This is a genomic window from Micromonospora sp. NPDC049257, from assembly GCF_040678915.1.
Lineage (GTDB): Bacteria > Actinomycetota > Actinomycetes > Mycobacteriales > Micromonosporaceae > Micromonospora > Micromonospora antibiotica.
Window position 1 is genome coordinate 122,664 of sequence record NZ_JBFAQU010000014.1, and the last position, 25,567, is coordinate 148,230.

A 25,567-nucleotide genomic window follows, 5' to 3' on the forward strand; every position below is an offset into this window, starting at 1 on the left:
GACTGGCACCCGCACGACCCCGGCTCAGCCCCGACGGTTCTGCAACCAGCGCAGCAGGTCCGACGGGAAGCCCTCGTCCGGTTGCGGCGCGCTGGGGGACGGCCGGGGCGTCGGACGCTGCGGGTTGCCGACGAGTTCCCGGCTGGGGGCGGTGAAATCGCGGACCGGCTGGCCATCCACGGCGGTACGGATGGTCCGGGCGACCGCCGTGATCACCTCACCCTGCACCGCCGCGCCGACCGCGTCGCTGGGGTCGTCGGGGTTGGCGGCGATGCCGGCGACCGCCACCTGCGGGGTGAAGCCGACGAAGGTCTCGGTGGCGTTCTGCTCCGAGCTGCCGGTCTTGCCGGCCACCGGGCGACCGACGATCCGGTCCACCCCACCGGCGGTGCTGCCGTTGCACTGCCCGTACGCCGACTGCTGGCCGACCGGGCAGCGGGCCGCGTCGGTGGCGGCGCGGGCCACGTCCGGCGTCAGCACCTGCTTGCAGGCCGGCTGCCCGACCGGCACGGTCGTGCCGTCCGGGGCGGTCACCGAGACCACCGGGGTCGGCGCACAGTACGTCCCCTCGGCGGCCACCGTCGCGTAGGCGTTGGCCAGGTCGAGCGGGGTGGTGGCGGACACCCCGAGGGTGAACGCCCCCCAGTCGTCGGCGTCGTGCGCGGCGAGGTCGGCGTCGGCCGGCGCGCGGAAGGTTATCCCGAGGCGCTGGGCCATCTCCACCACCTTGGCCGGGCCGACCTGCTCTTCCAGCCAGACGAAGTAGGTGTTCACCGAGCGGCCGAAGCCGTCCCACATCATCCGGTAGCCGTCCATCCGCGCCGGGTTGGCGTTGGCCGGGCACCACCGGCCGTCACAGGACGCCTCCCCCTCGGCGGGGAACCGGGTGGTCAGCCGGCTCGGCGAGTCGAACCCGGTGGACAGGGTACGACCGTTCTCCAGCGCAGCCAGCATGGTGAACAGCTTGAACGTGGAGCCGGCCTGGTAGCCGGCGATGCTGCCGCCGCCGGAGACCAGCGGGTTGACGGTCTGGCCGTCGCCCACCCCGTACTCCCGGTTGACGGCCAGGGCGAGCACCCGCCCGGTGCCGGGCTCGACGGCGGCGATCGGCAGGGCCCGGGCGTCGTCGGCGGGGTAGACCTTGCGGGCCTCGGCGACGGCGGTGGCCTGCACGTCGGGGTCGAGCGAGGTGACCACGGTGTAGCCGCCCCGGCGCAGCGACTGCTCCCGCTCCTGGGCGGTCGCACCGAAGGCGGGCTGATCCAACCACCAGCGGCGCAGGTAGTCGCAGAAGAAGCCGGCGTCGGCGCTGGCCGTGGCGGTGCAGCCGTTGGGCTGGGCCGTGGGGTGCAGGGTCAGCTTCTCGGCGCGGGCCCCGTCGGCCTGGGCGGCGGTGATCGCGCCGGTGGCGACCATCGAGTCGAGGACGTACCCGCGTCGCTTCAGGGCCGCGTCCTGGTCACCGTCGATCGGGCTGTACGCGTCGGGCGACTGGACCAGGCCGGCGAGCAACGCCGACTCGGCCAGGGTCAGGTCGGCGGGTGCCTTGCCGAAGTAGCGCTGGCTGGCGGCGGCGACCCCGTACGCCCCGGAGCCGAAGTAGGCGATGTTGAGGTAGCGGTTGAGGATCTCGTCCTTGCTGAGGGTCTTCTCCAGCTCGGTGGCGTACCGGATCTCCTGGAGCTTGCGCCCGACGGTCTGCTCGGTGGCCGCCTCCCGTTGCTCGGCGGTGGCCGTGGGGTCGGTCTTGAGCACGTTGCGCACGTACTGCATGGTCAGCGTGGAGCCGCCCTGGGCGGTGCCGCCGCCGGTGACGTTGGCGACCAGGGCGCGGGCCATGCCGCGCAGGTCGGCCCCACCGTGGGAGTAGAAGCGGCGGTCCTCGGCGGCGACGATCGCCTGCCGCAGTGTCGGGGCGATCTCGGCCAGCGGCACGTCGGTGCGGTTGACGTCGTAGAACGTGGTGAGCAGCGTCTTACCGTCGTTGGCGTAGAGGTAGGAGCGCTGCGGGGTGGCCGGGGTGCGCAGCGCCGCCGGCAGGTCGTCGAACGCCCCCAGGACCGCCTTGGTGGCGATGCCGGCGAGCAGGTTGCCCGGGAGCGCGGCGACTGCGAGGACCAGACCGGCCAGCAGGCCGGCGAGCAGCACGGTGAGCAGCCGCGTCAGCGGCGTCCGGGGTGAGGACATGGACGCAAGCATTGCCACCGCACCGGGTAGCAGCCCACTCCGCCAGCGGATTGTCAGGTAACTCACCGTAATCTGCCAGCGACTTCCCCGCCCCGTCCCCCTCCCGTCCCCGCATCCCCCGTCCATCCCGTCCATCCCGTCCATCCCCTCCGTCCCGGCGGCTCGGTGATCAAGAGCTTTGCGTGCTCTCCGGCCGAATTCCTGACGCAAACTTCTTGATCACCGACCCGAGCCGACCCGAGCCGACCCCGAGGCGGGGGCGGGGAGGGAGCGGGGGCGGGGTTAGGCGGCGGGGAGGGGGCCTTGCGGGCCGGGGGTGGGGGTGGGGGTGGTGACGCTGGCGGTGGCGGCGTCGTGGGCGATGGCGGCCGGGAGGAGGCGGCCGGAGCGGTAGCCGATACCGACACCCGAGATCAGCACGAAGATCGCGCCGAAGGTCGGCAGCGAGCCGACCAGCGCGCCGCCCAGGCCGAGCAGCGGGGCGGCGATCATCAGCATCGCCCCGTCACCGATGGCGAACGCCCCGGAACGGGCCACCGCCCAGCCGGTGAGCAGCCACCCCGCGCTGTAGCAGGTGGCCCCGACCAGCACCAGCGTCCGGGCGGTGGTGCCGAAGACCGGGGTCTGCTCGGTCAGGCCGGCGAAGGGCAGCATCAGCACCGTGCCACCGATGCCCACCAGCAGGCCGGCCACCGCCGCCCGCCGGCTGCGGGTGGCCGCGAGCAGACCGGTGAGCGCGAGCAGGGCGAGCAGACCCAGCCAGATGGCGGCGACCCAGCCGAGCAGGTAGAGGGGTCGACCGTCGGCCGGGTACGGGTCGTTGCCGACCGCGCCGTCGCTGGCCATCGCCACCGCCCCGTAGAGCACCGCGTAGGCGGGCAGCAGCCAGACCGCCGCCCGGGCGAGCCGGCGCAGCGACCAGGCCCAACTGGCGTCGGTGGCCGGCGCTGACGGGCCGGGGTCACCGACGAAGGGCAGCACCCCGAAGCCGCCGCCGGTGCGCCGGGTGCCCAGCGGACCCGCCGGGTCGTGTGCGCCGGCAACCGGGGTACGGGAGAACAAACGCTGCGCGGGTTCCTTCATGGCTCACCTCGTCTGCTCCGACGGGCGGCACGCGCGGCGACACCCGTCTGCTCCGACGGGTGGCACGAGCGGCGACACCCGTCTGCTCCGACGGGTGGACCGGCACGCGCCCCCGTCCGCCCTCCCGACGGGCGGCACGGGACGCGCCACCCGGCTGCTGGCGACGGGCCGGCCGGAACGCGTCCGGCGCCCCGGTGCCTGACCACCACCCGTCCCTCAGGACCGATCGTGGCAGGCACCGGGGCGCCGGATGAGCGTTTCTCACATTTGCCGCCGGGGTGGGCGGCGGCGGGTCAGGCCCGTTCGCGCTGGTCGACCGGGTCGCTGACCAGGCTGGCCGGGGAGACCGGCTCGGGTGCCGGCAGCCCCTGCGGCACCTTGCCGCCGGTGGCCTGCGCCTCGGCGACGCGTACCTCGTCGTGGATCTGCTGGGCGGCGATGGCCGCCGCCTGCGCCGCCTCGGCGGCCTCCCGCTCTACCTCGCCGGCGCTGTGCTTCGCCTCCGGGGCCGGCTCGTCGCCGACCATCCGGCTGAGCCCGCCCAGCGCGCCGCCCATGCCCTCCAGGGCCTTGGTCAGCTCGGTCGGGATGATCCAGACCTTGTTGGCCGTGCCGTTGGCGATCTGCGGCAGCGCCTGCAGGTATTGGTAGGCCAGCACCTTCTGGCTCGGGTTGGCGGTGTGGATCGCGTCGAAGACCGTCCGGATCGCCTTGGCCTGACCCTCGGCCTGGAGGATCCGGGCCTGCCGGTCACCGTCGGCGCGCAGCACCGCGGACTGCTTGTCACCCTCGGCGGTGAGGATCTGCGACTGCTTGTGGCCCTCGGCGGTGAGGATCGCCGCCCGGCGGTCCCGCTCGGCACGCATCTGCTTCTCCATCGAGTCGCGGATGCTGGCCGGCGGCTCGATCGCCTTGATCTCCACCCGGGTCACCTTGATGCCCCACCGGCCGGTGGTCTCGTCGAGCACGCCGGAGAGGTGCCGGTTGATCTCCTCGCGGCTGGTCAGCGCCCGCTCCAGGTCCAGCGAGCCGATCACGTTACGCAGCGTCGTGACGGTCAACTGCTCGATCGCCTGGATGAAGTTGGCGATCTCGTAGGTGGCCCGGACCGCGTCGACCACCTTGTAGTAGAGGACGGTGTCGATCGACACCACCAGGTTGTCCGAGGTGATCACCGGCTGCGGCGGGAAGCTCACCACCTGCTCGCGCATGTCGACCTTGGTACGCACCGCGTCGACGAACGGGACCAGCAGGTTCAGGCCCGGGTTCAGGGTGCGCTTGTACTTGCCGAGCCGCTCCACCACGTCCTGACGCTGCTGCGGCACGATGCGTACCGCCTTCGCCAGCGTCACCACCATGATCAACGCTACGGCCACCAACAGGACCGCTAGAAATTCCATACCGTCACCTTTTCGCTTCCGGCAGCTCGCCGGGGGAGGAAATGTCGTCCTGCCACACCAGGGCGGTGGCGCCCCGGACCTTTATCACCTGCACCCGCGCACCGGGCTCGAAAGTCTGCGTCGCGTCGTACGGACGCGCCGTCCACAACTCGCCGTCGATCTTCACCATGCCCTGGTCGGCACCGACCTGCTCGATCACCAGTGCGGTGGCGCCCTCCAGCGCCGCCACCCCGAACGGCTGCTCGCCGCTGTCCACCGACGGCCGCATGTGCCGGCGGATCGTCGGCCGGGCGAGCGCCACCGTCAACGCCGACACCACGGCGAAAACCACCGCCTGCACGGCGACGGGCGCACCCAGCGCGGCGGCCCCGGCAGCGGCGAACGCGCCCACCGCGAACATGATCAAAAACAGCGTCGTCGTGAAGATCTCGGCGACGGCCAACAGCACACCCAGCACGATCCACACCACGGCGTCCACCCCCCGATCGTGACACGTCCACGCGAATCCACCCACTCCTGGTGATCAGTAAGCTCAGTTCAGGCCCGTTCCGACCGCCGCCAAGGAGCCGATCGTGACCCTGCTCGCCGAGACCGTCCGCCGGATCGACACCCTCGTGGCACAGGCCCAGGCCACCGGGCGTACGCCGTCGTTGGCGCTGGGCGTCGTACGGAACGGGACCCTGGTGCACCTGGCCGCCGCCGGCGACCACCCGCGCCCGGACCCCGACCTCCAGTACCGGGTGGGCTCGATCACCAAGACGATGACCGCGACGCTGCTGCTGGGGGAACGGGACGCCGGCCGGCTCACCCTCGACGACCCGCTGGAGCGGCACCTGCCGGGCACCGCCGTCGGCGGGCTCACCCTGCGCCAACTCCTCGGCCACGCCAGCGGCCTGCACCGCGAACCCGACGGCCCCTGGTGGGAGCGGACCGAGGGCACCGACCTGGCCACCCTGGTCGCCGGCGTGACCACGGACAAGGTCGGCTACCCCGCCTGGCGCGGCTACCACTACTCCAACCTGGCGTACGGGCTGCTCGGCGGGGTGCTGGAACGGGTCACCGGGACGCCCTGGGCGCAACTGCTGAGCACCCGGATCCTCGACCCGCTGGGCCTGCGGCGCACCACCTACCACCCCACCGCGCCGTACGCCCCGGGCTACGTGGTGCACCCGTGGCACGACACCCTGCGGGAGGAGCCGCGCACCGACACCGGGGCGATGGCCCCCGCCGGGCAACTCTGGTCGACCGTCACCGACCTCGCCCGCTGGGCGGCGTTCCTCGCCGACCCCGACCCCGAGGTGCTGGCCGCCGACACCCTCACCGAGATGTGCACCCCGGTCATCCTCAGCGACCTGGACTCCTGGCGTGGCGGCCACGGCCTGGGCCTGGAGCTGTACCGCGAGGGCGACCGGGTGTACGTGGGCCACGGCGGCTCGATGCCCGGCTACGTCGCCGCGCTGACCGTGCACCGGCCCAGCCGGACCGCCGTGGTCGGCTACGCCAACTCGTACGGGTTCCGCACCGGCCACATCGGCGGGCTGTCCCGGCAACTGCTCACCCTGGTCCTGGACGCCGAACCGACGCCGGTCACGCCCTGGCGGCCGGCCGCCGCCCCACCCCCGGCGGAACTGGCCGAGCTGACCGGCCGCTGGTGGTGGATGGGCATCGAGTACGAGGTCCGGGCCGACCCGGCCGGCGAGCTGTGGGCCGGCCGGCCCGGCGAGCCGACGCTGCGGTTCACCCGGACCGGACCGGACCGCTGGCGGGGCCGCTCCGGCGAGGAGGACAGCGAGGTCCTCGCCGTGCTCCGCGACCCGGACGGGCGGGCGGTGGGCCTGGACATCGGCACCTTCGTCTTCACCCGCACCCCCGACCAGGAGCCCTGACCGGGGCCGACGGGCCGGCGGCGGCGGGTGTCAGCCGGGTTCGGTGACGAAGTCGATCAGGCGTTCCATCGCGTTGATCAGCGGCGTCTCCACGTCGGCGAAACTGTCCACCCGGGACAGGATGCGCCGCCACATGTCGGCCGGCTCGGCCACCCCGAGGGCCGCACAGACGCCCTCCTTCCACGGCCGGCCCGGCGGCACCACCGGCCAGGCCCGGATGCCCAGCGCGGCCGGCTTGACCGCCTGCCACACGTCGACGTACGGGTGCCCGGTGACCAGCACGTGCGGGGAGTCCACCCGGGCCACGATCCGGCTCTCCTTGGAGCCGGGCACCAGGTGGTCGACGAGCACCCCCAACCGGCGGCCGGGGCCGGGGGCGAAGTCGCGTACCTCGGCGTCGAGGGCGTCGATGCCGTCCAACGGCTCCACCACCACGCCCTCGACCCGCAGGTCGTCGCCCCAGATCCGCTCCACCAGGGCGGCGTCGTGCACGCCCTCGACCCAGATCCGGCTGGCCTTGGCCACCCGCGCCCGGACGTCGGCCACGGCGATCGATCCGGAGGCGGTGCGGCGGCGGGCGGCGGGCACCACGGGGCGTACCGGCCGGCGCAGGGTCACCGGTGCCCCGTCGAGCAGGAACGCGGCGGGCAGCAGCGGGAAGACGCGCCGCCGGCCGTGCCGGTCCTCCAGCACCACCGCCCCCGACTCGAACCCCACCACCGCGCCGCAGAACCCGGAGTCGGCGTCCTCCACCACGAGATCCACCTCGGCGTCGACCTCGGGGGTGACCTTCCGTCGCCGCCAGTCGCCCGCCAGCACGTCCTCGCCGTATCGCCCCGCCATGTCGATCACGCTAACCTCCGGCGCGCTCCGGCACCTCCCGACGCGCCCGTCCGACGTGCCGCCCACCCGGACCGACGCGCCGCCCGCCGAGCCCGACGCGCCCCATCCGACCGCCGTCCGCGCGGGCCGACGTGCCAACCGCCCCGGACCGACGTGTTAACCGCCCCGGACCGACGTGCCGCCCGTGCGGGCCGCCACCTGCACCGGTGGGTGGGCCGTGGGACCCACGATCCGGCAGTCGAGACAGGGGCGGCGGGGAGCACGTACCCTTTCGGCATGTCCTCCCCCGCAACGGGCGCGGCCACCCTCGCCGCGCGCCGGTCGAGCCGTTTCGTGGCCTGGGTACGCGCCTGGCGGGCCGGCCTGGTGCCCTTCGACGAGGTGGCCGAGTCGGTCGCCGGTGACGAGGAGCACCTGGTCGCCGACGCGCCGGGCACCTGGCGGGACGTGCCGCTGCGCGACGCCCTGCCGACGTTGGCCAAGCTCTCCCCCGACGAGATCCGCCTGGTGCTGCCGGCACCGGGCGACCCGCGGGGGCTGCCCGGTCCAGGCGACTTCGCCGGGGCCGCGCTGCTGGCCGGGGAGGCCGTGGTGGCCGGTGGGCTCGGGCTGATCCCCGAGGTGCGCACCCACACCTCCGGCTCCGGGATGACCTGGGAGACGGTGCTGTGGCGGGTCTACCCGCTGCCGGCCGACGCGCCGAAGGCGTCGCTGACCGCGCCCGGAGCGGCCGAGGCGGAGGCGGAGCTGGCCACCGCGCTGGCCGAGTCCACCGCCGCGCTGACCCGCCTCGACGTGGCCCAGTGGCGGCCCGAGCTGGCCGGGGCGCTCGCCGCGCTGCGCCGCCCGGACGGTGCCACCGACCTGCCGCCCGGGTTCGACCCGCGCGCCCGGCGGCTGTTCGCCCGCGCCGCCGTCCTCGACCGGGTCCTCGCGCTGGCCGGGGAGAGCGCGCCCGGCGGAGCGATCAACAACCACGAGGCCCAGCAGCGCGACGCCGCCCTGCGCCCGCTCACCACCGCCTGTAGGCAGGCGCTGGTCGCCGCCTGCAACGCCCCGCTGCGCCCCTGACCGCACCCGCCGCGCCGTCCGCACCGCGCCGCACACCGGGCCGGGCCGCTCACACCGCGCCGCACACCAGGCCGGGCCGCCCGCGCCGCGCCGTATGCAGGGCCGAGCCGTCCGCACCGGGACGCCATGCCCGCCGGCCGGGACGCCGCCCGCACCCGGACCGGATCGCGCCGGAACGGTACGGCTCAGATCTCGTCGATCAGGTCCAGCACCGAGTCGACGATGCGCGACGGCCGGTACGGGTAGCGTTCCGTCTCCGCCCGGGTGCTGATCCCGGTGAGCACCAGGATCGTCTCCAGTCCCGCCTCCAGGCCGCACAGGATGTCGGTGTCCATCCGGTCGCCGATCATCGCGGTGCTCTCCGAGTGGGCGTTGATGGTGTTCAACGCCGAACGCATCATCATCGGGTTGGGCTTGCCGACGAAGTACGGCTCCACCCCGGTCGCCTTCGAGATCATCGCGGCGACCGACCCGGCGGCGGGCAGCGCACCCTCCACCGACGGGCCGGTGACGTCCGGGTTGGTGCAGATGAACCGGGCCCCGTCGTTGATCAGCCGGACCGCCTTGGTGATCGCCTCGAAGCTGTAGGTGCGGGTCTCCCCCAGCACCACGTAGTCCGGGGCGAAGTCGGTCAGCACGTAACCGACGGCGTGCAGCGCGGTGGTCAGCCCCGCCTCGCCGATCACGTACGCGGTGCCGCCCGGCCGCTGGTCGGCGAGGAACTGGGCGGTGGCCAGCGCCGCCGTCCAGATCGCCTCCTCGGGCACCTCGAAGCCCATCCGGGTGAGCCGGGCCTGGAGGTCGCGCGGGGTGTAGATGGAGTTGTTGGTGAGCACCAGGAAGGGCTTGCCGGAGGACCGGAGCCGGTTGACGAACTCCGGGGCGCCGGGCACCGGCTGGCCCTCGTGCACCAGCACGCCGTCCATGTCGGTGAGCCAGCTCTGCACCGGTTTGCGGTCAAGCATCTGTCGTCCCAAGGGGGTGTCGGGGAGGGTGGGTCGTCGGCATCAGGGTCGGCGGGCGGCCGGCACGCAGCACGGGGTCGGGCAGCTGTCCCACATCGGCAGCTCACCGAGGCGACGGCGGGTCGCCGGCCCGTCGGGCGTGGTGCGTTCGGCCACCAGTTCGCGCACCATCGAAACGAACCTCGGGTCGGTGCCGGGGGTGCCCGCCCGGACGAAGTCCAGACCGAGCTGCTTGGCCGTCTCCAACGCCTCGGTGTCGAGGTCCCAGACCACCTCCAGGTGGTCGGAGACGAACCCGATCGGGCTGACCACCACCCCGGTCACCCCCTGCCCGGCGAGGGCGGTCAGGTGGTCGTTGACGTCCGGCTCCAGCCACGGCACCTGGGGCGGGCCGGAACGGCTCTGCCAGACCAGGTCGTAGGGCAGGTCGGGTGCGGCGGCGGCGTGCACCAGCCGGGCGGTCTCCGCCAGCTGCGCGGTGTACCGGCCGCCGTGCGGGCCGGCGGTGGCCGCCGCCGAGGTGGGGATGGAGTGCGCGGTGAAGACCAGCCGGGTGGTGTCCCGCCGGGCCGGGTCGAGCTGGGCCAGCGCCGAGCGCACCGCGTCGGCGTGCGGCTCGACGAAGCCCGGGTGGTCCCAGAACTGCCGCAGCTTGTCGATCACCGGGGCGTCCGGGCCGACGGCGGCCCGCGCGGCGGCGATGTCCTCCTGGTACTGCCGGCACGACGAGTAGCCGCCGTACGCGCTGGTGACGAACGCCAGCGCCCGGGTGATCCCGTCGTCACGCATCTGCGCCACGGTGTCGGCGAGCATCGGGTCCCAGTTCCGGTTGCCCCAGTAGACCGGCAGGTCGACGTCGTGCGCGGCGAGGTCCGCCCGGATCGCGGCGAGCAGTTCGCGGCACTGCTGGTTGATCGGGGAGACCCCGCCGAAGTGCAGGTAGTGCTCGGCGACCTCGGCCAGCCGCTCGGGCGGCACCCCCCGCCCCCGGGTCACGTTCTCCAGGAAGGGCAGCACGTCCTCGGGCCGCTCCGGGCCACCGAAGGAGACCAGCACCAATGCGTCGTACGACATGGGGTCATTCTCCCCCGCGCCCGAAGACGGCCCGACGACGCCCCCTGGTCGCGGGCGTGCCGCAGGGGCCCCGGTTCGGGGCCCCTGCGGGCGGTTCAGGCGCCGACGGCGTGGTAGCCGCCGTCGACGTGGACGATCTCGCCGGTGGTGGCCGGGAACCAGTCCGACAGCAGGGCCAGGCAGGCGCGGGCGGCCGGCTCCTGGTCGGTGAGGCTCCAGCCCAGCGGGGCGCGCTCGGTCCACGCCTGCTCGAACTGCTCGAAGCCGGGGATGGACTTCGCGGCCATGGTGCGCAGCGGCCCGGCCGCGACCAGGTTGCTGCGGATACCCTGCTTGCCCAGGTGCACGGCGAGGTAGCGGGAGGTGGACTCCAACCCGGCCTTGGCCACGCCCATCCAGTCGTAGACCGGCCAGGCCTTGGTGGCGTCGAAGGTGAGCCCGACCACCGAGCCGCCCGGCGACATCAGCGGCAGCGCCGCCATGGCCAGCGACTTGTAGGAGTACGTGGAGACGTGCAGCGCGGTCGCCACGTCCTCCCAGGAGGCGTCGAGGAAGCCGCCACCGAGGCAGCTCTGCGGGGCGAAGCCGATCGAGTGGACCACCCCGTCGAGTCCGTCGACGTGCTCGCGCACCCGGTCGGCCAGGCCGGCGAGCTGCTCCGGGCTGGTCACGTCCAGCTCGATGATCGGTGCCGGCTGCGGTAGCCGGCGGGCGATCCGCTCGACCAGCGAGAGCCGGCCGTAGCCGGTGAGCACGACCTGGGCGCCGTTGTCCTGGGCGAGTTTCGCCACCGAGAAGGCGATCGAGGCGTCGGTGATGACGCCGGTGACCAGCAGCCGCTTACCGGCGAGCAGTCCTGACATGTGTTGGCTTCCTCCGTACGTTCTCAGTGACCCATGCCGAGGCCGCCGTCGACCGGGATGACGGCACCGGAGATGTAGCCGGCGGCGTCCGAGGCGAGCCAGGTGACCACCCCGGCGACCTCGTCCGGCGCGGCGAACCGCCCGGCCGGGATGACCTTGCGGTACTCGGTGCGGCGCTCCTCGGGCAGCTTGGCCGTCATCTCGGTGTCGATGAAGCCCGGGGCGACCACGTTCGCGGTGATGTTGCGGCTGCCCAGTTCCCGGGTGATCGAGCGGGCCACCCCCACCAGGCCGGCCTTGCTGGCGGCGTAGTTGACCTGGCCGGCGCCGCCGTAGAGGCCGATCACCGACGAGATGAAGATCATCCGGCCCCACTTGGCCCGGAGCATCTTGGACGAGGCCCGCTTGGCGCACCGGAAGGCGCCGGTCAGGTTGGTGTCGAGCACCCCGGTGAACTGCTCCTCGGACATCCGCATCAGCAGCGTGTCGTCGGTGATGCCGGCGTTGGCGACCAGCACCTCGACCGGTCCCAGCTCGGCCTCGACCGCGGCGAAGGCGGCGTCGACGGAGGCCGAGTCGGTGACGTCACACCGGACCCCGAACAGCCCCTCCGGCGCGTCGCCGCTGCGGTGGGTGACCGCCACCCGGTCGCCCTGCTTGGCGAAGGCCTGCGCGATGGCCAGTCCGATTCCCCGGTTGCCGCCGGTCACCAGCACGGTACGGGCCACTGTCCCCCCTCGTTTCCACTGATCATTCCGGTCGGAGCCTAGGCGTTACCGACAGGTAACCGCTAACGGTCCGCCACCGGCGGCCGGCCGAGTACGCGTTCGCGCAGTCCCCGTTGTACGATCATCGTCGTCCGCGAGCCGAATGCGACTCGCGTTTCCGGGCCCGCCGACCGCAGGAGGTGATCGCTGTGCGAGATAGCGATCCTCCCAGTCGTGGCCGGGCCCTCCGTCAGCCCCGCTGAGCCACGACTCAGTCGGTCGAGCTGACCCAGCTCCCGCTCCCCGCACCTCCCGTCTGCGGCCCCGGCCACAGACCGGTCGGTGGTGCCGTCCCGCGTCGGGACGCCCCGGTGGAGCAGCCCGGTCACGACTTCGCGTGTGCGCCCCGTTCAACCCTTTGCGGTCCGCCCCGCCCCCGCGGACCGCCCCGTCGCCACCGGAGCCGTTCATGAGCCGCTACGTCGCCCCGCTGAGCTTCACCCTCGCCGCCGTCTGGGTGGCCGTCGTGTTCGTGCTGGCCGGCGGCGGTCACTGACCACCACCGGCCGTCGCGCCGACCCGCACACCCCGACGGGACACCCCGGACCGGGTCACCGCACCCCGGGACGTCCGCCAACCGCCGCACCACACCCCGGACGTCCAGCCGGGCGTCACAGCATCCGGGACGTCCACAGCAGGCTCAGGCCGCCCGCGCAGAGCACCAGCAGCAACGCCACCCCCGCGTACCACTGGGTGATCTCGCGGGGCTCGGTGCGGAACCCGATCGACGAGCCCATGTCCTGGTAGACCTGCTTCAGCTCGGCCACCGAGGCCGCCTCGTAGAAGTAACCCTCGGTGGTCTCGGCGAGCTGGGCCAGCGCCAGCCGGTCCACCGGCACCCGCTGCAACTGACCACCGATGTCGACCTGCCCCGAGTCGGTGCCGAACGCGATGGTGGACACCGGCACGTTCGCCGCCTGCGCCGCCGCCGCGGCCTCCTCCACCGACCGGCCCGAGGTGCGGAACCCGTCGGAGAGCAGCACGATCCGGGCCGGCGGAATGCCGGCCGCACCGTCGGCCGGCACCGACCGGATCGCCTCCAGGCAGGTGAAGACCGCCTCACCGGTGGCGGTCGCCTCGGCCAGGGTCAGCCCGTCGATGGCCGCCGTCACCGCCGCCCGGTCCTTCGTTGGGGCCACCAGCACGTTCGCCGCCTTGGCGAAGGAGACCAACCCCAGGTTGTAGCTGGCCGGCAACTCACCGACGAACTGCTTCGCCGCCTCCTGCGCGGCCTCCAACCGGTTCGGCGACACGTCGTCGGCCTGCATGGACAGCGACACGTCGATGGCGAGCATCACGGTGGCCCGCTCCAACGGCTCCCGGGTGTCGATCGCCGGCCGGGCCATCCCGGTGGCGAGCGCCACCATCGCCAGCAGCAGCACGGTCGCCGCCGCGTGCCGCCGCCAGCCCAACCCCTTCGGCGCGAGGGTACGCAGCAGGTCCACGTTGGTGAACCGCATCGCGTACGCCCGGCGGTGGCGCTGCCGCCAGACGTAGGCCGCGGCCAGGGCCAGCACCGGCACCAGCGTCAACAGCCACCACGGTTGCATGAAACGGATCATCGCGTCGTCCCCCGGGTGCGGGCGTGCCGCTGGGCGGCCACGAATCGCACCATGTCCAGCAGCCAGTCTCGGTCGGTACGCAACACCAGGTGCCCGGCACCGGCGGCACGCAGCTCGGTGGCGATCGCGCCGCGCTGGGCGGCGGCCGCCTCCGCGTAACGGCGGCGCAGCCGCGGATCGGCGGTCTGCACCTCGTGCAGCTCCCCGGTCTCCGGGTCCACCACCGGCAGCACCCCCACGTCGGGCAACTCCAGCTCGCGCGGGTCGACCACCTCGATGGCCAGCACGTCGTGCCGGACCCGCAGCTTACGCATCGGCCGGCCCCACTGCGCGGGCGGTGCGAGGAAGTCCGAGATCACCACGGCCAGGCCCCGGCGGCGCGGCGGCCGGTTGAGCAGGTCGATCAGTGCCCCCAGGTCACCGCGCCCGGGACGCAGCGGGGTGTGCGCCACCGCGCGCAGCAACGCCTGCGCCTCCCGCCGGCCGGAGCGGGCCGGCACCCGGGTCAGCGTCCCCGGCCCGGTGGGCTCCGGTGGTGGGGCGGAGCGCCACCGACGGGTGGGCGGGGCCGGCGGCGGGGCCCCGGTGCCGATCACCGCGCCGATCCGGTTGCCGCCGCGCACGGTCAGGTGGGTCAGCGCGGCGGTCGCGGCGACCACCACGTCCCGCTTGAGCCACCGGCCGGTGCCGAAGTCCAGGCTCGCCGACAGGTCCACCGCCAGCCACGTCTCCAGCTCCCGGTCGGCCACCGTACGCCGCACGTGCGGGGTGGTGGTGCGGGCGGTCACCGGCCAGTCCATCCGGCGTACGTCGTCGCCGGGGCGGTACTCGCGCGACTCCCCCGCCTCGCTGCCCGGCCCCGGCAGCAGACCCGCGTAGTCGCCCTGGAGCAGTCCGTCGAGTTTGCGGGTCACCAGCAGTTGCAGCCGGGACAGCACCGCCTCGTTGCGCTCCCCACCGGCGTCGGCCGGGCTTACCGGTGCGGTCACGGGCGCTGCCCGGGCCAGCCGGCGGCCGGCGGGCCGCTGACCGGCGGCGGCGCGGACGCCTGCTGACGGGGCGCCACCGAGGGCATCGGGATGGTCGACATCACCCGGTGCACCACGTGGTCGGCGGGCACGTCGTCGGCCAGCGCGTCATAGCTGAGCACCAGCCGGTGGCGCAGGATGTCCGGCGCGATGTCCTGGACGTCCTGCGGCAACGCGTAGTCCCGGCCGCGCAGCAGTGCCAGCGCCCGGGTGGCCCGGATCAGGCCGAGCGAGGCGCGCGGGCTGGCCCCGTACTGGATCAGCCGGGCCACGTCGGGCATCCCGTGCTCGGCGGGACTGCGGGTGGCCAGCACCAGCCGGACGGCGTAGTCGACCAACGCGTTGTGCACGAAGACCTGGTCGGCCTTGCGTTGCAGGGCGAGCAGGTCGTCGGCGGTGAAGACCTGCGCCGGCACGGGCGCGGCGACCCCCATCCGGTAGACGATCTCCCGCTCCTCGGCGTCGGTGGGGTACCCGACGACGATCTTCATCAGGAAGCGGTCCCGTTGCGCCTCCGGCAACGGATAGACGCCCTCCTGCTCGATCGGGTTCTGGGTGGCCATCACCAGGAACGGGTCGGGCACCCGGTGGGTCTGGCCGCCGATGGAGACCTGCCGTTCGCTCATCACCTCCAGCAGTGCCGACTGCACCTTGGCCGGGGCCCGGTTGATCTCGTCGGCGAGCAGGAAGTTGACGAAGACCGGGCCCAGCTCGACGTCGAACTTCTCACTCGACTGCCGGTAGATCCGGGTGCCCATGATGTCGGCCGGCACCAGGTCCGGGGTGAACTGCACCCGGGCGAACTCCCCACCCACCACCCGGGCCAGGGTCTCCACCGCGAGGGTCTTGGCCACCCCCGGCACACCCTCCAGCAGGCAGTGCCCCCGGGCCAGGAGCGCCACGAACATCCGCTCCACCATCCGGTCCTGCCCGACGATCACCCGTTTGATCTCGAACAGCGCCCGCTCCAGCAGGGTGGCGTCCTGGGCGGGAGTGGTCACCACCGCAGGTGTCTCGGGGGCCGTCCCGTTCGGGGTCGGGGCGTCGGGCGTGGTCGGCTGGGCCACCGGTCCTCCACAGCATGATCGGTCGTCGTGGCGTGGTGCGGTAACAAGACTCGCATGCCCGGCTGAGAGCCGAGGTGGGGAGAACCCGATTTCCGCCACGCCGTCCCGATCACCGAATCGCTGAACGAGGGTGGACACGAAGGGGTCTGCCGCGTGTACGATTCACCCCGTCGCCGGGCGGCTCCCCCCGTGGCCGCCCGGCGCTCAAACCTCCGGCCCAGGCGTGCCTACACTTCCCTGGTGACCGATCCCACCCCCACCGACGAGGCCCCCGTCTGTTCGTCGCGGGGGTGTCGCGCGCCCGCCACCTGGGCGTTGCGCTGGAACAATCCCCGACTGCACACCCCCGACCGGCGCAAGACCTGGCTCGCCTGCCCGGCCCACCGGGGCAGTCTCGGCGACTTTCTCGACGCCCGGGGGTTCCTCCGGGAGGTCGCCGGGCTCCCCACATCGCATACCCTCGAAGCGTGAACGCTGCCGAGCCACCCCAGTCCCCGGTGAGCGCCCTGGAACCCTGGCCGGACACCGTCCGCTGGCAGCCGATCTCGACCGACCTGATCTGGGTCGAACTGCTCCGCCTGGCACTGGGCCTGGCGGTGCTGCTGGTCGGGCTGGCGGTGGGCTGGGCGCTGCAGGGGCACTGGCTGTTCGGCGCGGGCTGCGCCGTGGTGCTGCTCGGCGGCGGCTGGCGGGCGGTGACGATCGTCCGGGGCGTACACGCCTGGGGGTACGCCGAACGCGACGACGACCTGCTGGTCCGGCACGGGTTGCTGGTCCGCCGGTTGTCCATCGTGCCGTATTCGCGGATGCAGTTCGTCGACGTCAGCGCCGGCCCACTGGAACGCGCCTTCGACCTGGCCACCGTGCAGTTGCACACCGCCGCGGCGGCCACCGACGCCCGGGTGCCCGGCCTGCGGCCGGCCGAGGCGTCCCGGCTGCGCGACCGGCTCACCGCCCTCGGTGAGGACCGGGCGGAGGGGCTGTGACCGACGGCCACCCCGGCCCCGGCGCGGCCCGTCCCGCCGACCCGACGCCCACCAGGCCCACACCGTCTGACCCACCAGCACTGTCCGACCGTTCACCATCCGGCCCACCGGCACCGTCGGACCATTCACCATCGCACCGAGCGGCACCGTCGAGCCCAGCGGCACCGTCGGGCCCAGCGGTGCCGTCGGGCCCGCCCGCGCCGGGCGGGGTCGCCGCCCCGCAGGTGGCGACCGTCCCGGACCGTCTGGAGTCCCCTGCGCCGGCGGGACCCGTCACTGGTCCAGATGCCGACCAGCCGGGGCCGACCGGTCCGGGCGCGACGGCCGCCGATGCGCCGCCCCGGCAACGGCTGCACCCGCTGAGCCCGGTGTTGCAGGGGGCGAAGTCCCTGTTCGTGGTGATCGCCGGCCTGTCCTGGTCGACCCTGTCCCGGGTCGGCTTCGGCTGGTTCGCCGTGCTGGTGGCGGTACTCGCCCTGGGCGCGACCGTACTGGCGGTGGTCAGCTGGTACAACACCGGTTACCACATCGTCGGGCGGGAACTGCGGGTGCACGAGGGTCTGCTGTGGCGGCGCACCCGGGCGATCCCGCTGGAACGCCTACAGGCCGTGGAGGTGGTCCGCCCGCTGCTGGCACAGCTCACCGGCCTGGCCGAGCTGCGCCTGGAGGTGGTCGGCGGCGGTAAGACCGAGGCGCCGCTGGCGTACCTCTCGGTGGCCGACGCGGCCCGGCTGCGGCAGCGGCTGCTCGCCGTGGCCGCCGGCACCCCGGACCAGGAGACCACCGGGGCGGTCCCGCCGACGCCCGGCGACCCGGAGGTGGACGCCACCACGCCGACCGAGCGGGAGCCGGCGGGCCGGCCGCTGCACGCGGTGAGCAACACCGACCTGCTGGTCAGCCAACTCCTCACCCCGCAGGCGTTCCTGCTCCCGGTCGGGGTGGCCTTCGTGGTGGCGCAGTTCCTGTCCGAGGGCTCCTGGTCGTTCATCGCGGTCGCCAGCACCCTCACCGCGATGGCCGGCGTGCTGCTGCAACCGGTCCGCCGGGTCCTCGACGACTGGAGCTTCCGCCTGGCCCGCGAATCCGACCGGCTGCGCATCCACAACGGGCTGCTGGAGACCCGGATGCAGACCGTGCCGCTGGAACGGGTGCAGACCGTCGTGGTGACCTGGCCGCTGCTCTGGCGGATGAAGGGCTGGCTGCGGCTGCGGCTGGAGGTCGCCGGCTACTCCGGCGGCGAGACCGACGACCGCAACCGGCCCGACCGGCTGCTCCCCGTCGGCGACCTGGCCGTCGGCACGACGATCGTCGACGAGGTGCTGCCCGGGGTGCGGCTGGACGCGCTGCCGTTGACCCCGCCACCGCAGCGGGCCCGCTGGCTGCGCCCGCTCAGCGCCCGGGCGCTCGGCGCGGGGCTGCACGAGCGGGTGTTCGCCGTCCGGTCCGGTCTGCTCACCCGGCAGTTGGCGTTGGTGCCGTACGCCCGCATCCAGAGCGTGCGGGTGGTGCAGGGGCCGGCGCAGCGGCGGTTGCGGCTGGCGACCGTGCACGTCGACACCGCCGGTGGGTCGGGTGCCGCCGCGTACGACCGGGACCTGGCCCAGGCGTGGGCGCTCGCCGCGGAGCTGACCGCCCGGGCCCACGCCGCCCGCCGCGCCCGCTGATCAGCGCCGGGCGGACCCGGCCGGGGTGACGGCGACCGCAGCGTCGTCGGGTGACGCCGCGGCGGTGGAGCCGGCACGACGGGCCTGGCGGGCCCGCCAGGCCCGCTCGGCCAGCCCCACGACCAGGAACGTCACCCCCACGTACGCCCAGCCCACCAGGACGTCGATGACGTAGTGCTCACCGCTGTAGACCAGGGTGAAGGTCATCGCCAGCGGGTAGGCCAGCAGCAGCGGCCACCAGCGCCGCCGGGTCGAGCGCAGGAAGAACAACACCACGAACAACGCCCAGGCGGTGTGCAGCGACGGCATCGCGGCGACCGGGTTGGAGGCGATCTGCCCGGCGTTGAGCAGGTTGCCCGCGCCGTGCATCCCGAACTCCTTCCACCCCCGGGTGGAGATCCGGGCGACCTCGGTGAGCAGACCGTTCTGCGCCGCCCACCACGGCGGAGCGGCCGGATAGACGAAGTAGGTGACCAGGCCGGCCGCGCAGAGGAAACCCCACCGCCGCATGTACGCCGCCCACCGTGCCCGGCTGCGCAGCCAGAGCACCGCGGCGGCGGCCAGCGTCACCACGAAGTGGGAGAAGTAGACCCAGCTGACCACCACGTCCCACCAGCGCACGTCGGGGCGGTAGAGGTGCTGCTGGAGCCAGACCGTCGGCACCTCGCCCCCGGTCGCCCAGCCGAACATCAACCGGTCGGCGACGATCAGCTCGTAGGCGTGCGGGGTGCGGCCGTTGTCGGCGAACCCCCGGGAGAGGTTGTAGAAGGCGAGCAGCAGCACCACCGGGATCCAGTCCCGGGCGAACCGCAGGTGGCTGCGCCAGGGCCGGCCCCAGTTCCAGGCGACGGTGCCGGCCCAGATCCACAGGAAGGCGTACGCCGGGTCGGTGGGCAGGCCGATGGCCAGCCAGGTCACCACGAAGGCGACGGCCCAGACGGACATCGCGATCACGCGGCGGCGTCCACCGGCGGACGCGCCGACGGACCCGGACGGGACGGGGGGCGGGGGCTCAGTCACAACGGCCATCGCGGTCAAGGTTAACGGTGGGCGACGCATCGACCACCGCCGACCACCTGTCGGGTGACCACCGGGCACGGGAGCCCGCCGACGGCGGCGGAAGCACCCGGCCGGCCGCCGATGTCCCGGCCGGCAGCGGGGGCCCGACCACTAGGCTGACCCCATGCTGGAACAGCCGGACGCACCGTTCCCGCCGGGGCTGACCGCCCGGGTGGAGCTGACCGTCGCCGACGCCGACACCGCGCGGGCCGTCGGCTCCGGTGACGTGCCGGTGCTGGCCACCCCCCGGGTGCTGGCCCTCGCCGAGGCCGCCACGGTGGCCGCGACGGCACCCCGGATGCCCACCGGCCGGACCACGGTCGGGGTCCGGGTCGAGCTGGCACACCTGGCCGCCACCCCGGTCGGGCGGACCGTGGTGGCCCACGCCCGGCTGGTCGAGGCCGACGGGCGGCGGCTGCTGTTCGAGGTGACGGTGACCGACGGCGACACGACGGTGGCGTCGGGCCGGGTGGAGCGGGCGCTGGTCGACCGGCAACGGTTCGTCGAGCGGGCGGCGCGGGTGTCATGACGAACCGGTTCGTGGAGATCGCCGACCGGGTCCACGTGCTGCGGGAACCGCTGCTCGACGTCAACGTCACTCTGGTGGTCGGCGACGGCGCTGCGCTGCTGGTGGACACCCTGTCCACCGCCGGTCAGGCCGCCGAGCTGGCCGCCGCGGCGCGGGCCGTCACCCCGCACCCGTGGACGCTGGTCAACACCCACCACCACTTCGACCACTGCTTCGGCAACGCGACGCTCGCCGCCGACCCACCCCGCCCGGTGTACGCGCACGAGGTGGCCGCCGCCGCACTGCGGGACCGGCCGGACCGGCTGCGCCGGGCGGCGTACGAGGAGATGCGGGCGGAGCATCCCGGGCTCGCCGCCGAGCTGGCCGGGACGACCCTGCTGGCCCCGACGCACACCGTGCACACCGAGACCGTGCTGGACGTCGGCGGCCGGCGGGTGGTGCTGCGGCACCCGGGGCACGGGCACACCGACGGGGACCTGGTGGTACACGTGCCGGATGCCGACGTGCTGGTCGCCGGGGATCTGGTGGAGCAGTCCGGGCCGCCGGCCTTCGAGGAGTCCTACCCGTTGCAGTGGCCGGACGCCGTGGCCGACCTGCTGCGGATGACCACGCCCGCGACGGTGGTGGTGCCGGGCCACGGCACGCCGGTGGACGTGGAGTTCGTCCGGGCCCAGCACGCCCAACTGGTCGAGCTGGCCTGGCTGATCCGGGCCGCGCACACCGGCGACGCCCCGCCGGAGCGGGTGGCCGCCGACTCCCCGTTCGGTGCCCGACCCGGCCTGGTCGCCGCCCGCCGGGGCTACCGGGAACTCGACGGCACGCCCTGAGTCACCGGCCGCCGCGGACGGCCGGACGAACTGGCACCACGCCGTGCCCGACCGTCGACCCGGTCGCTGCGGTGACCGGGTGGGCGGCGCTCAGTCGGTGAAGCGGCGGCGTACCGCGTCCCGGGTGGGCATGGCGACCGCACCGCCGGGCGACTCGCAGACCAGGCCGGCGACCCGCAGGGCGAACGCCACCCGCCGGTGCCAGCCGGTCGGCTCGGTCGGTTCGCCGTCGGCCAGCAACTCGGCGATGAGCGCGGCCATCACCGAGTCGCCCGCGCCGGTGGCGTCCACCGCCTGGACCTTCGGCGCAGGCACCCGGACCGGGTCGGGACCGGCGGCGACCAGGGCACCGTCCGCGCCGAGGGTCACCACCACCGTGCCCGCGCCCACCTCCCGCAGGTACGCGGCGACCCCCTCGACCGGCTCGTCGGGCCAGAGGAGGGCGGCGTCGGCGCTGCTGAGCTTCACCAGGTGCGCCGAGGCGGCGAACTCCACCACCACCTGGCGCAGGCCGGCCAGTTCCGCCGGGCCGGACAGCAGCCGGGGCCGGACGTTGGGGTCGAAGACCCGCAGGCCGGGCGCGAGCGACCAGGCCCGCCGGGCGGCGGCGAGAGTCGGTGGGCGCAGCAGCACGATCGAGCCGCAGTAGAGCACGTCCGCGCCCTCGATCAGCGCCCCGTCGAGGTCGTCGGCGGCGAGCAGGCCGTACGACGGTGGTTCGCCGTAGAAGCGGAAGTCCGGCTCGGCCCCGGTGTGGGTGGTGACCGCCAGCGTGGTGGGTGCGGGCACGGTGACCGCGCCGGTCAGCCCGACCCCGGCGTCGGCCAGGAAGGCGCGGATGCGGCCGGCGAGCACGTCGTCGCCGAGGGAGCCGACGAACTCGGCGGTGCCGCCGAGCCGGGCCACCCCGACGGCGACGTTGAGCGGGCCGCCGCCGATCGCCTGCCGGAACACCGGCTGCCCCTCGGACTCGGCGTCCAACAGGTCGATCAGCGCCTCACCGAGCACCACCGCGTACCCCACGTCGCCTCCCAGCGCGTCGTCGTCGGCTACCAGGCTGGCACAACGGTCCATGCCGATCGGGGCCGGCCGGGCAACCAGATCCCACCCATCGAGCAACGACTATTGCGTGGTTCGTCCGGGCGTGATGGTATTGGGGTGCCGGGCCGGCGCGGAGGGCTGCCGCACCCGCTCGGCGATCAGCTGGGGTCTGACGCGAGAGGCACCGGTCCGTGGGCACGGACCGCCGACGGCACGCGCCCGTCGGCCCCTGTCGGGCCGCCGGCCAGAGCCGCGACCGACGCATCCCTCACCTTGTGCGGGGCGGGCGTTCGCGCCACCCCGCGGATCAGGAGAAGCTCGTGCTTCGTTCCCGTACGGCCGCGTTGTTCACCGCGGCCGCCACCCTCGCCTTCGGGGCCGTCGCCCTGACGGTGCAGCCCGAACCGGCCGCCGCACACGGCACGCCGATCGTTCCGGGCAGCCGGACCTACCTGTGCTGGCAGGACGGCCTGAGCCCCACCGGCGAGATCCGGCCGAACAACCCGGCCTGCTCCGCCGCCGTCGCCCAGAGCGGCACCAACTCCCTCTACAACTGGTTCAGCGTGCTCCGCTCCGACGCCGGTGGCCGCACCGTCGGCTTCATCCCCGACGGCAAGCTGTGCAGCGGCGGCAACACCGGTTTCGCCGGGTACGACCTGGCCCGTACCGACTGGCCGCTGACCCACCTGACGTCCGGTGCCCGGCTGGACTTCAAGTACAGCAACTGGGCGCACCACCCGGGCACCTTCTACTTCTATGTGACGAAGGACAGCTGGAGCCCGACCCGGCCGCTGGCCTGGAGTGACCTGGAGGAGCCGTTCCTCACGGTGACCAACCCGCCCCAGCGGGGCGCGTCGGGCACCAACGAGGGGCACTACTACTTCAGCGGGAACCTGCCGTCGGGCAAGTCCGGCCGGCACATCATCTACTCCCGCTGGGTCCGCTCGGACAGCCAGGAGAACTTCTTCGGCTGCTCGGACGTCACCTTCGACGGTGGCAACGGTCAGGTGACCGGGGTCGGCAGCGGCAACAACCCGACCACCCCGCCGCCGACCACGCCCCCGCCGACCACCCCGCCGCCGACCACCACCCCGCCGCCGCCGACCACGACCCCGCCGCCGCCGACCACCACCCCGCCGCCGGGCAACAGCGACTGCATGGCGGTCTACAAGGTGGTCAGCGCCTGGAACGGCGGCTTCCAGGGTGAGGTCACCATCATGAACCACAGCACCCGCACGTACGGGGGCTGGGCGGCGAGCTGGACCTGGCCCAACGGTCAGGTGATCTCGCAGGTCTGGAACGGCTCGCTGAGCACCAGCGGGTCGACGGTGACCGTCACCAACGCCGCGTACAACGGCTCGATCGCGCCGGAGAAGACGACCACGTTCGGCTTCACGGCGAGCAGCACCGGCACCAACGGACTGCCGACGGTCTCCTGCTCCGGCCGGTGATCCGACGCTGAACGCACACACCGGAGGCCCCCACCCGTCGGGTGGGGGCCTCCGGTCCGTCCGGGCCCGGTGTCCGTCGCGACGGGACCGGGGGCGGGGTCAGCGGACCATGCTGCCGACCACCGGCTTGGTGAGCAGGGCCGACTGGTTGCGCTGGATGCCCGGGTCGAGGGTCTTGGCCACGAAGATGGCGTGCCAGATGCAGAAGATCAGCACCGTCCACACCTTGCGGGAGTTGTCCGCCTCCTCGCGCTTGTGCTCCTCCAGCAGCCGCATCGCGTACGACAGGTCGATCAGGTCGCCGGCACCGGAGGTGGACAGCACGTGCCGGGCCCACTCGTACATCTCGCCGCGCAGCCAGACCCGGGTGGGGGTCGGGAAGCCCAGCTTCTTGCGGTTGACGATGGCCGGCGGCACGACGCCCTGCAACGCCTGGCGCATGGCGTACTTGGTGGCGTCGGAACGGGGCGGCAGCTTCAGGTCGACCGGGATGGTGGCCGCCACGTCGAAGACCGCCCGGTCCAGGAACGGCACCCGCACCTCCAGCGAGTGCGACATCGAGATCCGGTCCGCCTTGACCAGGATGTCGCCGCGCAGCCAGGTGTAGAGGTCGACGTACTGCATCTTGGTGACGTCGTCCAGCTCGGTGCACTCGGCGTAGATCGGGGCGGTGACGTCGGTGTAACGCACCGACGGGTCGTAGCGGCGCAGCAGGTGCTGCTTCTCCTCCTCGGTGAACATCCGGGCGTTGCCGTAGTAGCGCTGCTCGATCGGGGTGGTGCCGCGCTCCAGGAAGCTCTTGCCCTTGACCCCCTGCGGGATCGCCTTGGAGACCGCGCGCAGGCCCTTCTGCACCCCGCCCGGCAGCCCGTTGACGGTGCCGAGGGAGAGCGGCTCCCGGTAGATGGTGTAACCGCCGAAGAACTCGTCGGCGCCCTCGCCGGAGAGCACCACCGTGACGTGCTCGGCGGCCTTCTTGGCGACGAAGTAGAGCGGCACCAGCGCCGGGTCGGCCACCGGGTCGTCCAGGTGCCAGACGATCTTCGGCAGCGCGTCGATCATGTCCTGCGGCCCGATCTTGGTCGGGATCGTCGTCACGTCGAGATGCCGGGCCGAGTCCTGGGCCACGTCGATCTCGGAGTAGCCGGGCACGTCGTAGCCGACGGTGAAGGTGAGGATGTTGGGGTTGAACTCGCGGGCCAGGGCCACCACGGCGGTCGAGTCGATGCCGCTGGACAGGAACGAGCCGACCGGCACGTCCGAGCGCATGTGCATCCGTACGCTCTCCCGAAGCGTCTCCCGGATCTCGTGGTAGAGCCGCTGCTCGTCGGCGACCGGGGCGGGCCGGAACACCGGCCGGTACCAGCGCCGCACGTCCAGCCGGCCCCCCGGCGACCAGGTCAGGTACTCCCCGGAGCCGATCCGGCTGATCCCCTGGTGCAGGGTGCCGGGCTCGGGAACGTACTGGAGGGTGAGGTAGTGGCTGAGGTTGGCGGTGTCGATGCCGGCGTCACCCTGGTAGTAGGAGTGCGCGAAGGGCAGCAGCGCCTTCTTCTCGGAGGCGAGGTAGAGGCCGTCGGCGGTCTCCAGGTAGTGCAGCGGCTTGATGCCGAAGTAGTCCCGCGCGCCGAACGCCCGACGCTCCTGCCGGTCCCAGATGACGAAGGCGAACATGCCGCGCAGCCGGGTGAGCACCTGCTCGCCCCAGTAGTGGTAGCCGGCGACGATCACCTCGCCGTCACCGGCGGTGGCGAACTGGGCCCCGAAGTTGCGGGCCAGCTCCTCGCGCAGCTCGATGTAGTTGTAGATCTCGCCGTTGAAGGTCAGCAGGTAGCGGCCGCCCGCGTAGGGCAGCGGCTCGTGGCTGGACGCCACGTCGATGATGGCGAGCCGCTTGTGGGCGAACACCCCGTCGGCGTAGTGGCCGGTGGCGTCACCGACCACCTCGACCCCTGTCTCGTCCGGTCCGCGGTGGTGCAGGCATTCCAACGCCCCCGCGATGTTGTCGCGGTGGGCGGCGGCGTTGCCGTTCGCGCTGAAGAAGGCCAGGAGTCCGCACATGGTCGCCATCTTTCCACGCGGCACATTCCGGTCGTGCGGCACCGCTGGCTCTGTCCCTCCGCGCGAAGCGGACGGCGCTGTCCCTCCGCGCGAGCGTCCGGTGCCGGACCGCAGGCACCCCGCCCGGCCGGAGCCGGGGTACCGTCTGGACGA

At 73.5% G+C, this 25,567-nt stretch carries 24 protein-coding genes; 9 read left to right on the forward strand and 15 right to left on the reverse strand.

Features of this window, described 5'->3' with window-relative positions:
* Positions 1-24 precede the first annotated feature (24 nt).
* From AB0K25_RS20905 to AB0K25_RS20920, 4 genes are all read right to left on the reverse strand, one after another.
* Positions 25-2,253 (reverse strand): transglycosylase domain-containing protein, encoded by a 2,229-nt coding sequence (locus AB0K25_RS20905; RefSeq protein WP_363822087.1) that lies wholly within the window; start codon positions 2,251-2,253, stop codon positions 25-27.
* 216 nt (positions 2,254-2,469) lie between these two features.
* The gene (locus AB0K25_RS20910; RefSeq protein WP_357537168.1) at positions 2,470-3,270 is read right to left on the reverse strand and encodes a hypothetical protein; all 801 of its coding nucleotides are present in this window, start codon (positions 3,268-3,270) and stop codon (positions 2,470-2,472) included.
* A 293-nt stretch (positions 3,271-3,563) separates the two neighbouring features.
* Complete coding sequence (locus AB0K25_RS20915; RefSeq protein WP_219463643.1) at positions 3,564-4,670, reverse strand: SPFH domain-containing protein; 1,107 nt, start codon at positions 4,668-4,670, stop codon at positions 3,564-3,566.
* A gap of 4 nt (positions 4,671-4,674) precedes the next feature.
* On the reverse strand, positions 4,675-5,148 hold the full coding sequence (locus tag AB0K25_RS20920) for an NfeD family protein (RefSeq protein ID WP_219463646.1): 474 nt from the start codon (positions 5,146-5,148) through the stop codon (positions 4,675-4,677).
* A 94-nt stretch (positions 5,149-5,242) separates the two neighbouring features.
* Here AB0K25_RS20920 and AB0K25_RS20925 point away from each other — a divergent pair, with 94 nt between their 5' ends.
* A complete protein-coding gene (locus AB0K25_RS20925; RefSeq protein WP_219463649.1) occupies positions 5,243-6,556 on the forward strand; it encodes a serine hydrolase domain-containing protein in 1,314 nt (437 codons plus the stop codon).
* Between the two features lie 30 nt (positions 6,557-6,586).
* Here AB0K25_RS20925 and AB0K25_RS20930 read toward each other — a convergent pair whose 3' ends face one another.
* Positions 6,587-7,399: a DUF3097 domain-containing protein gene (locus AB0K25_RS20930; RefSeq protein ID WP_219463650.1), complete on the reverse strand. Its 813-nt coding sequence runs from the start codon at positions 7,397-7,399 to the stop codon at positions 6,587-6,589.
* A gap of 276 nt (positions 7,400-7,675) precedes the next feature.
* On the opposite strand from AB0K25_RS20930, the gene AB0K25_RS20935 reads away from it, so the two are divergent.
* A complete protein-coding gene (locus AB0K25_RS20935; RefSeq protein WP_357537171.1) occupies positions 7,676-8,470 on the forward strand; it encodes a hypothetical protein in 795 nt (264 codons plus the stop codon).
* Between the two features lie 185 nt (positions 8,471-8,655).
* Here AB0K25_RS20935 and AB0K25_RS20940 read toward each other — a convergent pair whose 3' ends face one another.
* The 4 genes from AB0K25_RS20940 to AB0K25_RS20955 all read right to left on the reverse strand — a co-directional run bounded on the left by AB0K25_RS20940 (position 8,656) and on the right by AB0K25_RS20955 (position 12,100).
* Positions 8,656-9,435: an HAD-IIA family hydrolase gene (locus AB0K25_RS20940; RefSeq protein WP_088645665.1), complete on the reverse strand. Its 780-nt coding sequence runs from the start codon at positions 9,433-9,435 to the stop codon at positions 8,656-8,658.
* Positions 9,436-9,477: 42 nt separating this feature from the next.
* The gene (locus AB0K25_RS20945) at positions 9,478-10,509 is read right to left on the reverse strand and encodes a ferrochelatase (protein ID WP_219463652.1); all 1,032 of its coding nucleotides are present in this window, start codon (positions 10,507-10,509) and stop codon (positions 9,478-9,480) included.
* Between the two features lie 95 nt (positions 10,510-10,604).
* Positions 10,605-11,372, reverse strand: a complete 768-nt coding sequence (gene fabI, locus AB0K25_RS20950) for an enoyl-ACP reductase FabI (protein ID WP_208570881.1) — start codon at positions 11,370-11,372, stop codon at positions 10,605-10,607.
* A gap of 23 nt (positions 11,373-11,395) precedes the next feature.
* Positions 11,396-12,100: a beta-ketoacyl-ACP reductase gene (locus AB0K25_RS20955; protein ID WP_357537173.1), complete on the reverse strand. Its 705-nt coding sequence runs from the start codon at positions 12,098-12,100 to the stop codon at positions 11,396-11,398.
* A 376-nt stretch (positions 12,101-12,476) separates the two neighbouring features.
* Between AB0K25_RS20955 and AB0K25_RS20960 the strand changes: the two genes are divergently transcribed.
* Positions 12,477-12,635 (forward strand): hypothetical protein, encoded by a 159-nt coding sequence (locus tag AB0K25_RS20960; RefSeq protein WP_208570893.1) that lies wholly within the window; start codon positions 12,477-12,479, stop codon positions 12,633-12,635.
* A gap of 115 nt (positions 12,636-12,750) precedes the next feature.
* Here the strand turns inward: AB0K25_RS20960 and AB0K25_RS20965 are convergent, their stop codons facing one another.
* Genes AB0K25_RS20965 through AB0K25_RS20975 form a run of 3 tightly spaced genes read right to left on the reverse strand, consistent with a single transcriptional unit; the run spans position 12,751 to position 15,796 of the window.
* Entirely contained in the window at positions 12,751-13,701 is a 951-nt protein-coding gene (locus AB0K25_RS20965; protein ID WP_357537175.1) for a VWA domain-containing protein, read from the reverse strand.
* A complete protein-coding gene (locus AB0K25_RS20970; protein ID WP_357537198.1) occupies positions 13,698-14,708 on the reverse strand; it encodes a DUF58 domain-containing protein in 1,011 nt (336 codons plus the stop codon). The genes AB0K25_RS20965 and AB0K25_RS20970 overlap by 4 nt, the downstream gene beginning before the upstream one ends.
* On the reverse strand, positions 14,687-15,796 hold the full coding sequence (locus AB0K25_RS20975) for a MoxR family ATPase (RefSeq protein ID WP_219463659.1): 1,110 nt from the start codon (positions 15,794-15,796) through the stop codon (positions 14,687-14,689). Before AB0K25_RS20975 ends, AB0K25_RS20970 begins: the two co-directional genes overlap by 22 nt.
* A 240-nt stretch (positions 15,797-16,036) precedes the next feature.
* Between AB0K25_RS20975 and AB0K25_RS20980 the strand changes: the two genes are divergently transcribed.
* The 3 genes from AB0K25_RS20980 to AB0K25_RS20990 all read left to right on the forward strand — a co-directional run bounded on the left by AB0K25_RS20980 (position 16,037) and on the right by AB0K25_RS20990 (position 18,446).
* Positions 16,037-16,267, forward strand: a complete 231-nt coding sequence (locus AB0K25_RS20980) for a hypothetical protein (protein ID WP_219463660.1) — start codon at positions 16,037-16,039, stop codon at positions 16,265-16,267.
* A complete protein-coding gene (locus tag AB0K25_RS20985) occupies positions 16,264-16,782 on the forward strand; it encodes a PH domain-containing protein (protein ID WP_307800004.1) in 519 nt (172 codons plus the stop codon). Before AB0K25_RS20980 ends, AB0K25_RS20985 begins: the two co-directional genes overlap by 4 nt.
* 350 nt (positions 16,783-17,132) lie before the next feature.
* Positions 17,133-18,446, forward strand: coding sequence for a PH domain-containing protein (locus AB0K25_RS20990; RefSeq protein ID WP_363822123.1), 1,314 nt, complete (start codon positions 17,133-17,135; stop codon positions 18,444-18,446).
* Here the strand turns inward: AB0K25_RS20990 and AB0K25_RS20995 are convergent, their stop codons facing one another.
* On the reverse strand, positions 18,447-19,475 hold the full coding sequence (locus AB0K25_RS20995; RefSeq protein WP_219463664.1) for a phosphatase PAP2 family protein: 1,029 nt from the start codon (positions 19,473-19,475) through the stop codon (positions 18,447-18,449).
* A gap of 154 nt (positions 19,476-19,629) precedes the next feature.
* On the opposite strand from AB0K25_RS20995, the gene AB0K25_RS21000 reads away from it, so the two are divergent.
* Both AB0K25_RS21000 and AB0K25_RS21005 read left to right on the forward strand, forming a co-directional pair.
* Complete coding sequence (locus tag AB0K25_RS21000) at positions 19,630-20,034, forward strand: hotdog domain-containing protein (RefSeq protein ID WP_208570936.1); 405 nt, start codon at positions 19,630-19,632, stop codon at positions 20,032-20,034.
* Positions 20,031-20,861 (forward strand): MBL fold metallo-hydrolase, encoded by an 831-nt coding sequence (locus AB0K25_RS21005; RefSeq protein WP_357537178.1) that lies wholly within the window; start codon positions 20,031-20,033, stop codon positions 20,859-20,861. The genes AB0K25_RS21000 and AB0K25_RS21005 overlap by 4 nt, the downstream gene beginning before the upstream one ends.
* A 90-nt stretch (positions 20,862-20,951) precedes the next feature.
* Here AB0K25_RS21005 and AB0K25_RS21010 read toward each other — a convergent pair whose 3' ends face one another.
* A complete protein-coding gene (locus tag AB0K25_RS21010) occupies positions 20,952-21,884 on the reverse strand; it encodes a carbohydrate kinase (RefSeq protein WP_219470196.1) in 933 nt (310 codons plus the stop codon).
* Between the two features lie 338 nt (positions 21,885-22,222).
* Here AB0K25_RS21010 and AB0K25_RS21015 point away from each other — a divergent pair, with 338 nt between their 5' ends.
* Complete coding sequence (locus AB0K25_RS21015; RefSeq protein ID WP_219463669.1) at positions 22,223-23,353, forward strand: lytic polysaccharide monooxygenase; 1,131 nt, start codon at positions 22,223-22,225, stop codon at positions 23,351-23,353.
* A gap of 99 nt (positions 23,354-23,452) precedes the next feature.
* Here AB0K25_RS21015 and asnB read toward each other — a convergent pair whose 3' ends face one another.
* Positions 23,453-25,414, reverse strand: a complete 1,962-nt coding sequence (asnB, locus tag AB0K25_RS21020) for an asparagine synthase (glutamine-hydrolyzing) (protein ID WP_208570933.1) — start codon at positions 25,412-25,414, stop codon at positions 23,453-23,455.
* Between the last annotated feature and the right edge of the window lie 153 nt (positions 25,415-25,567).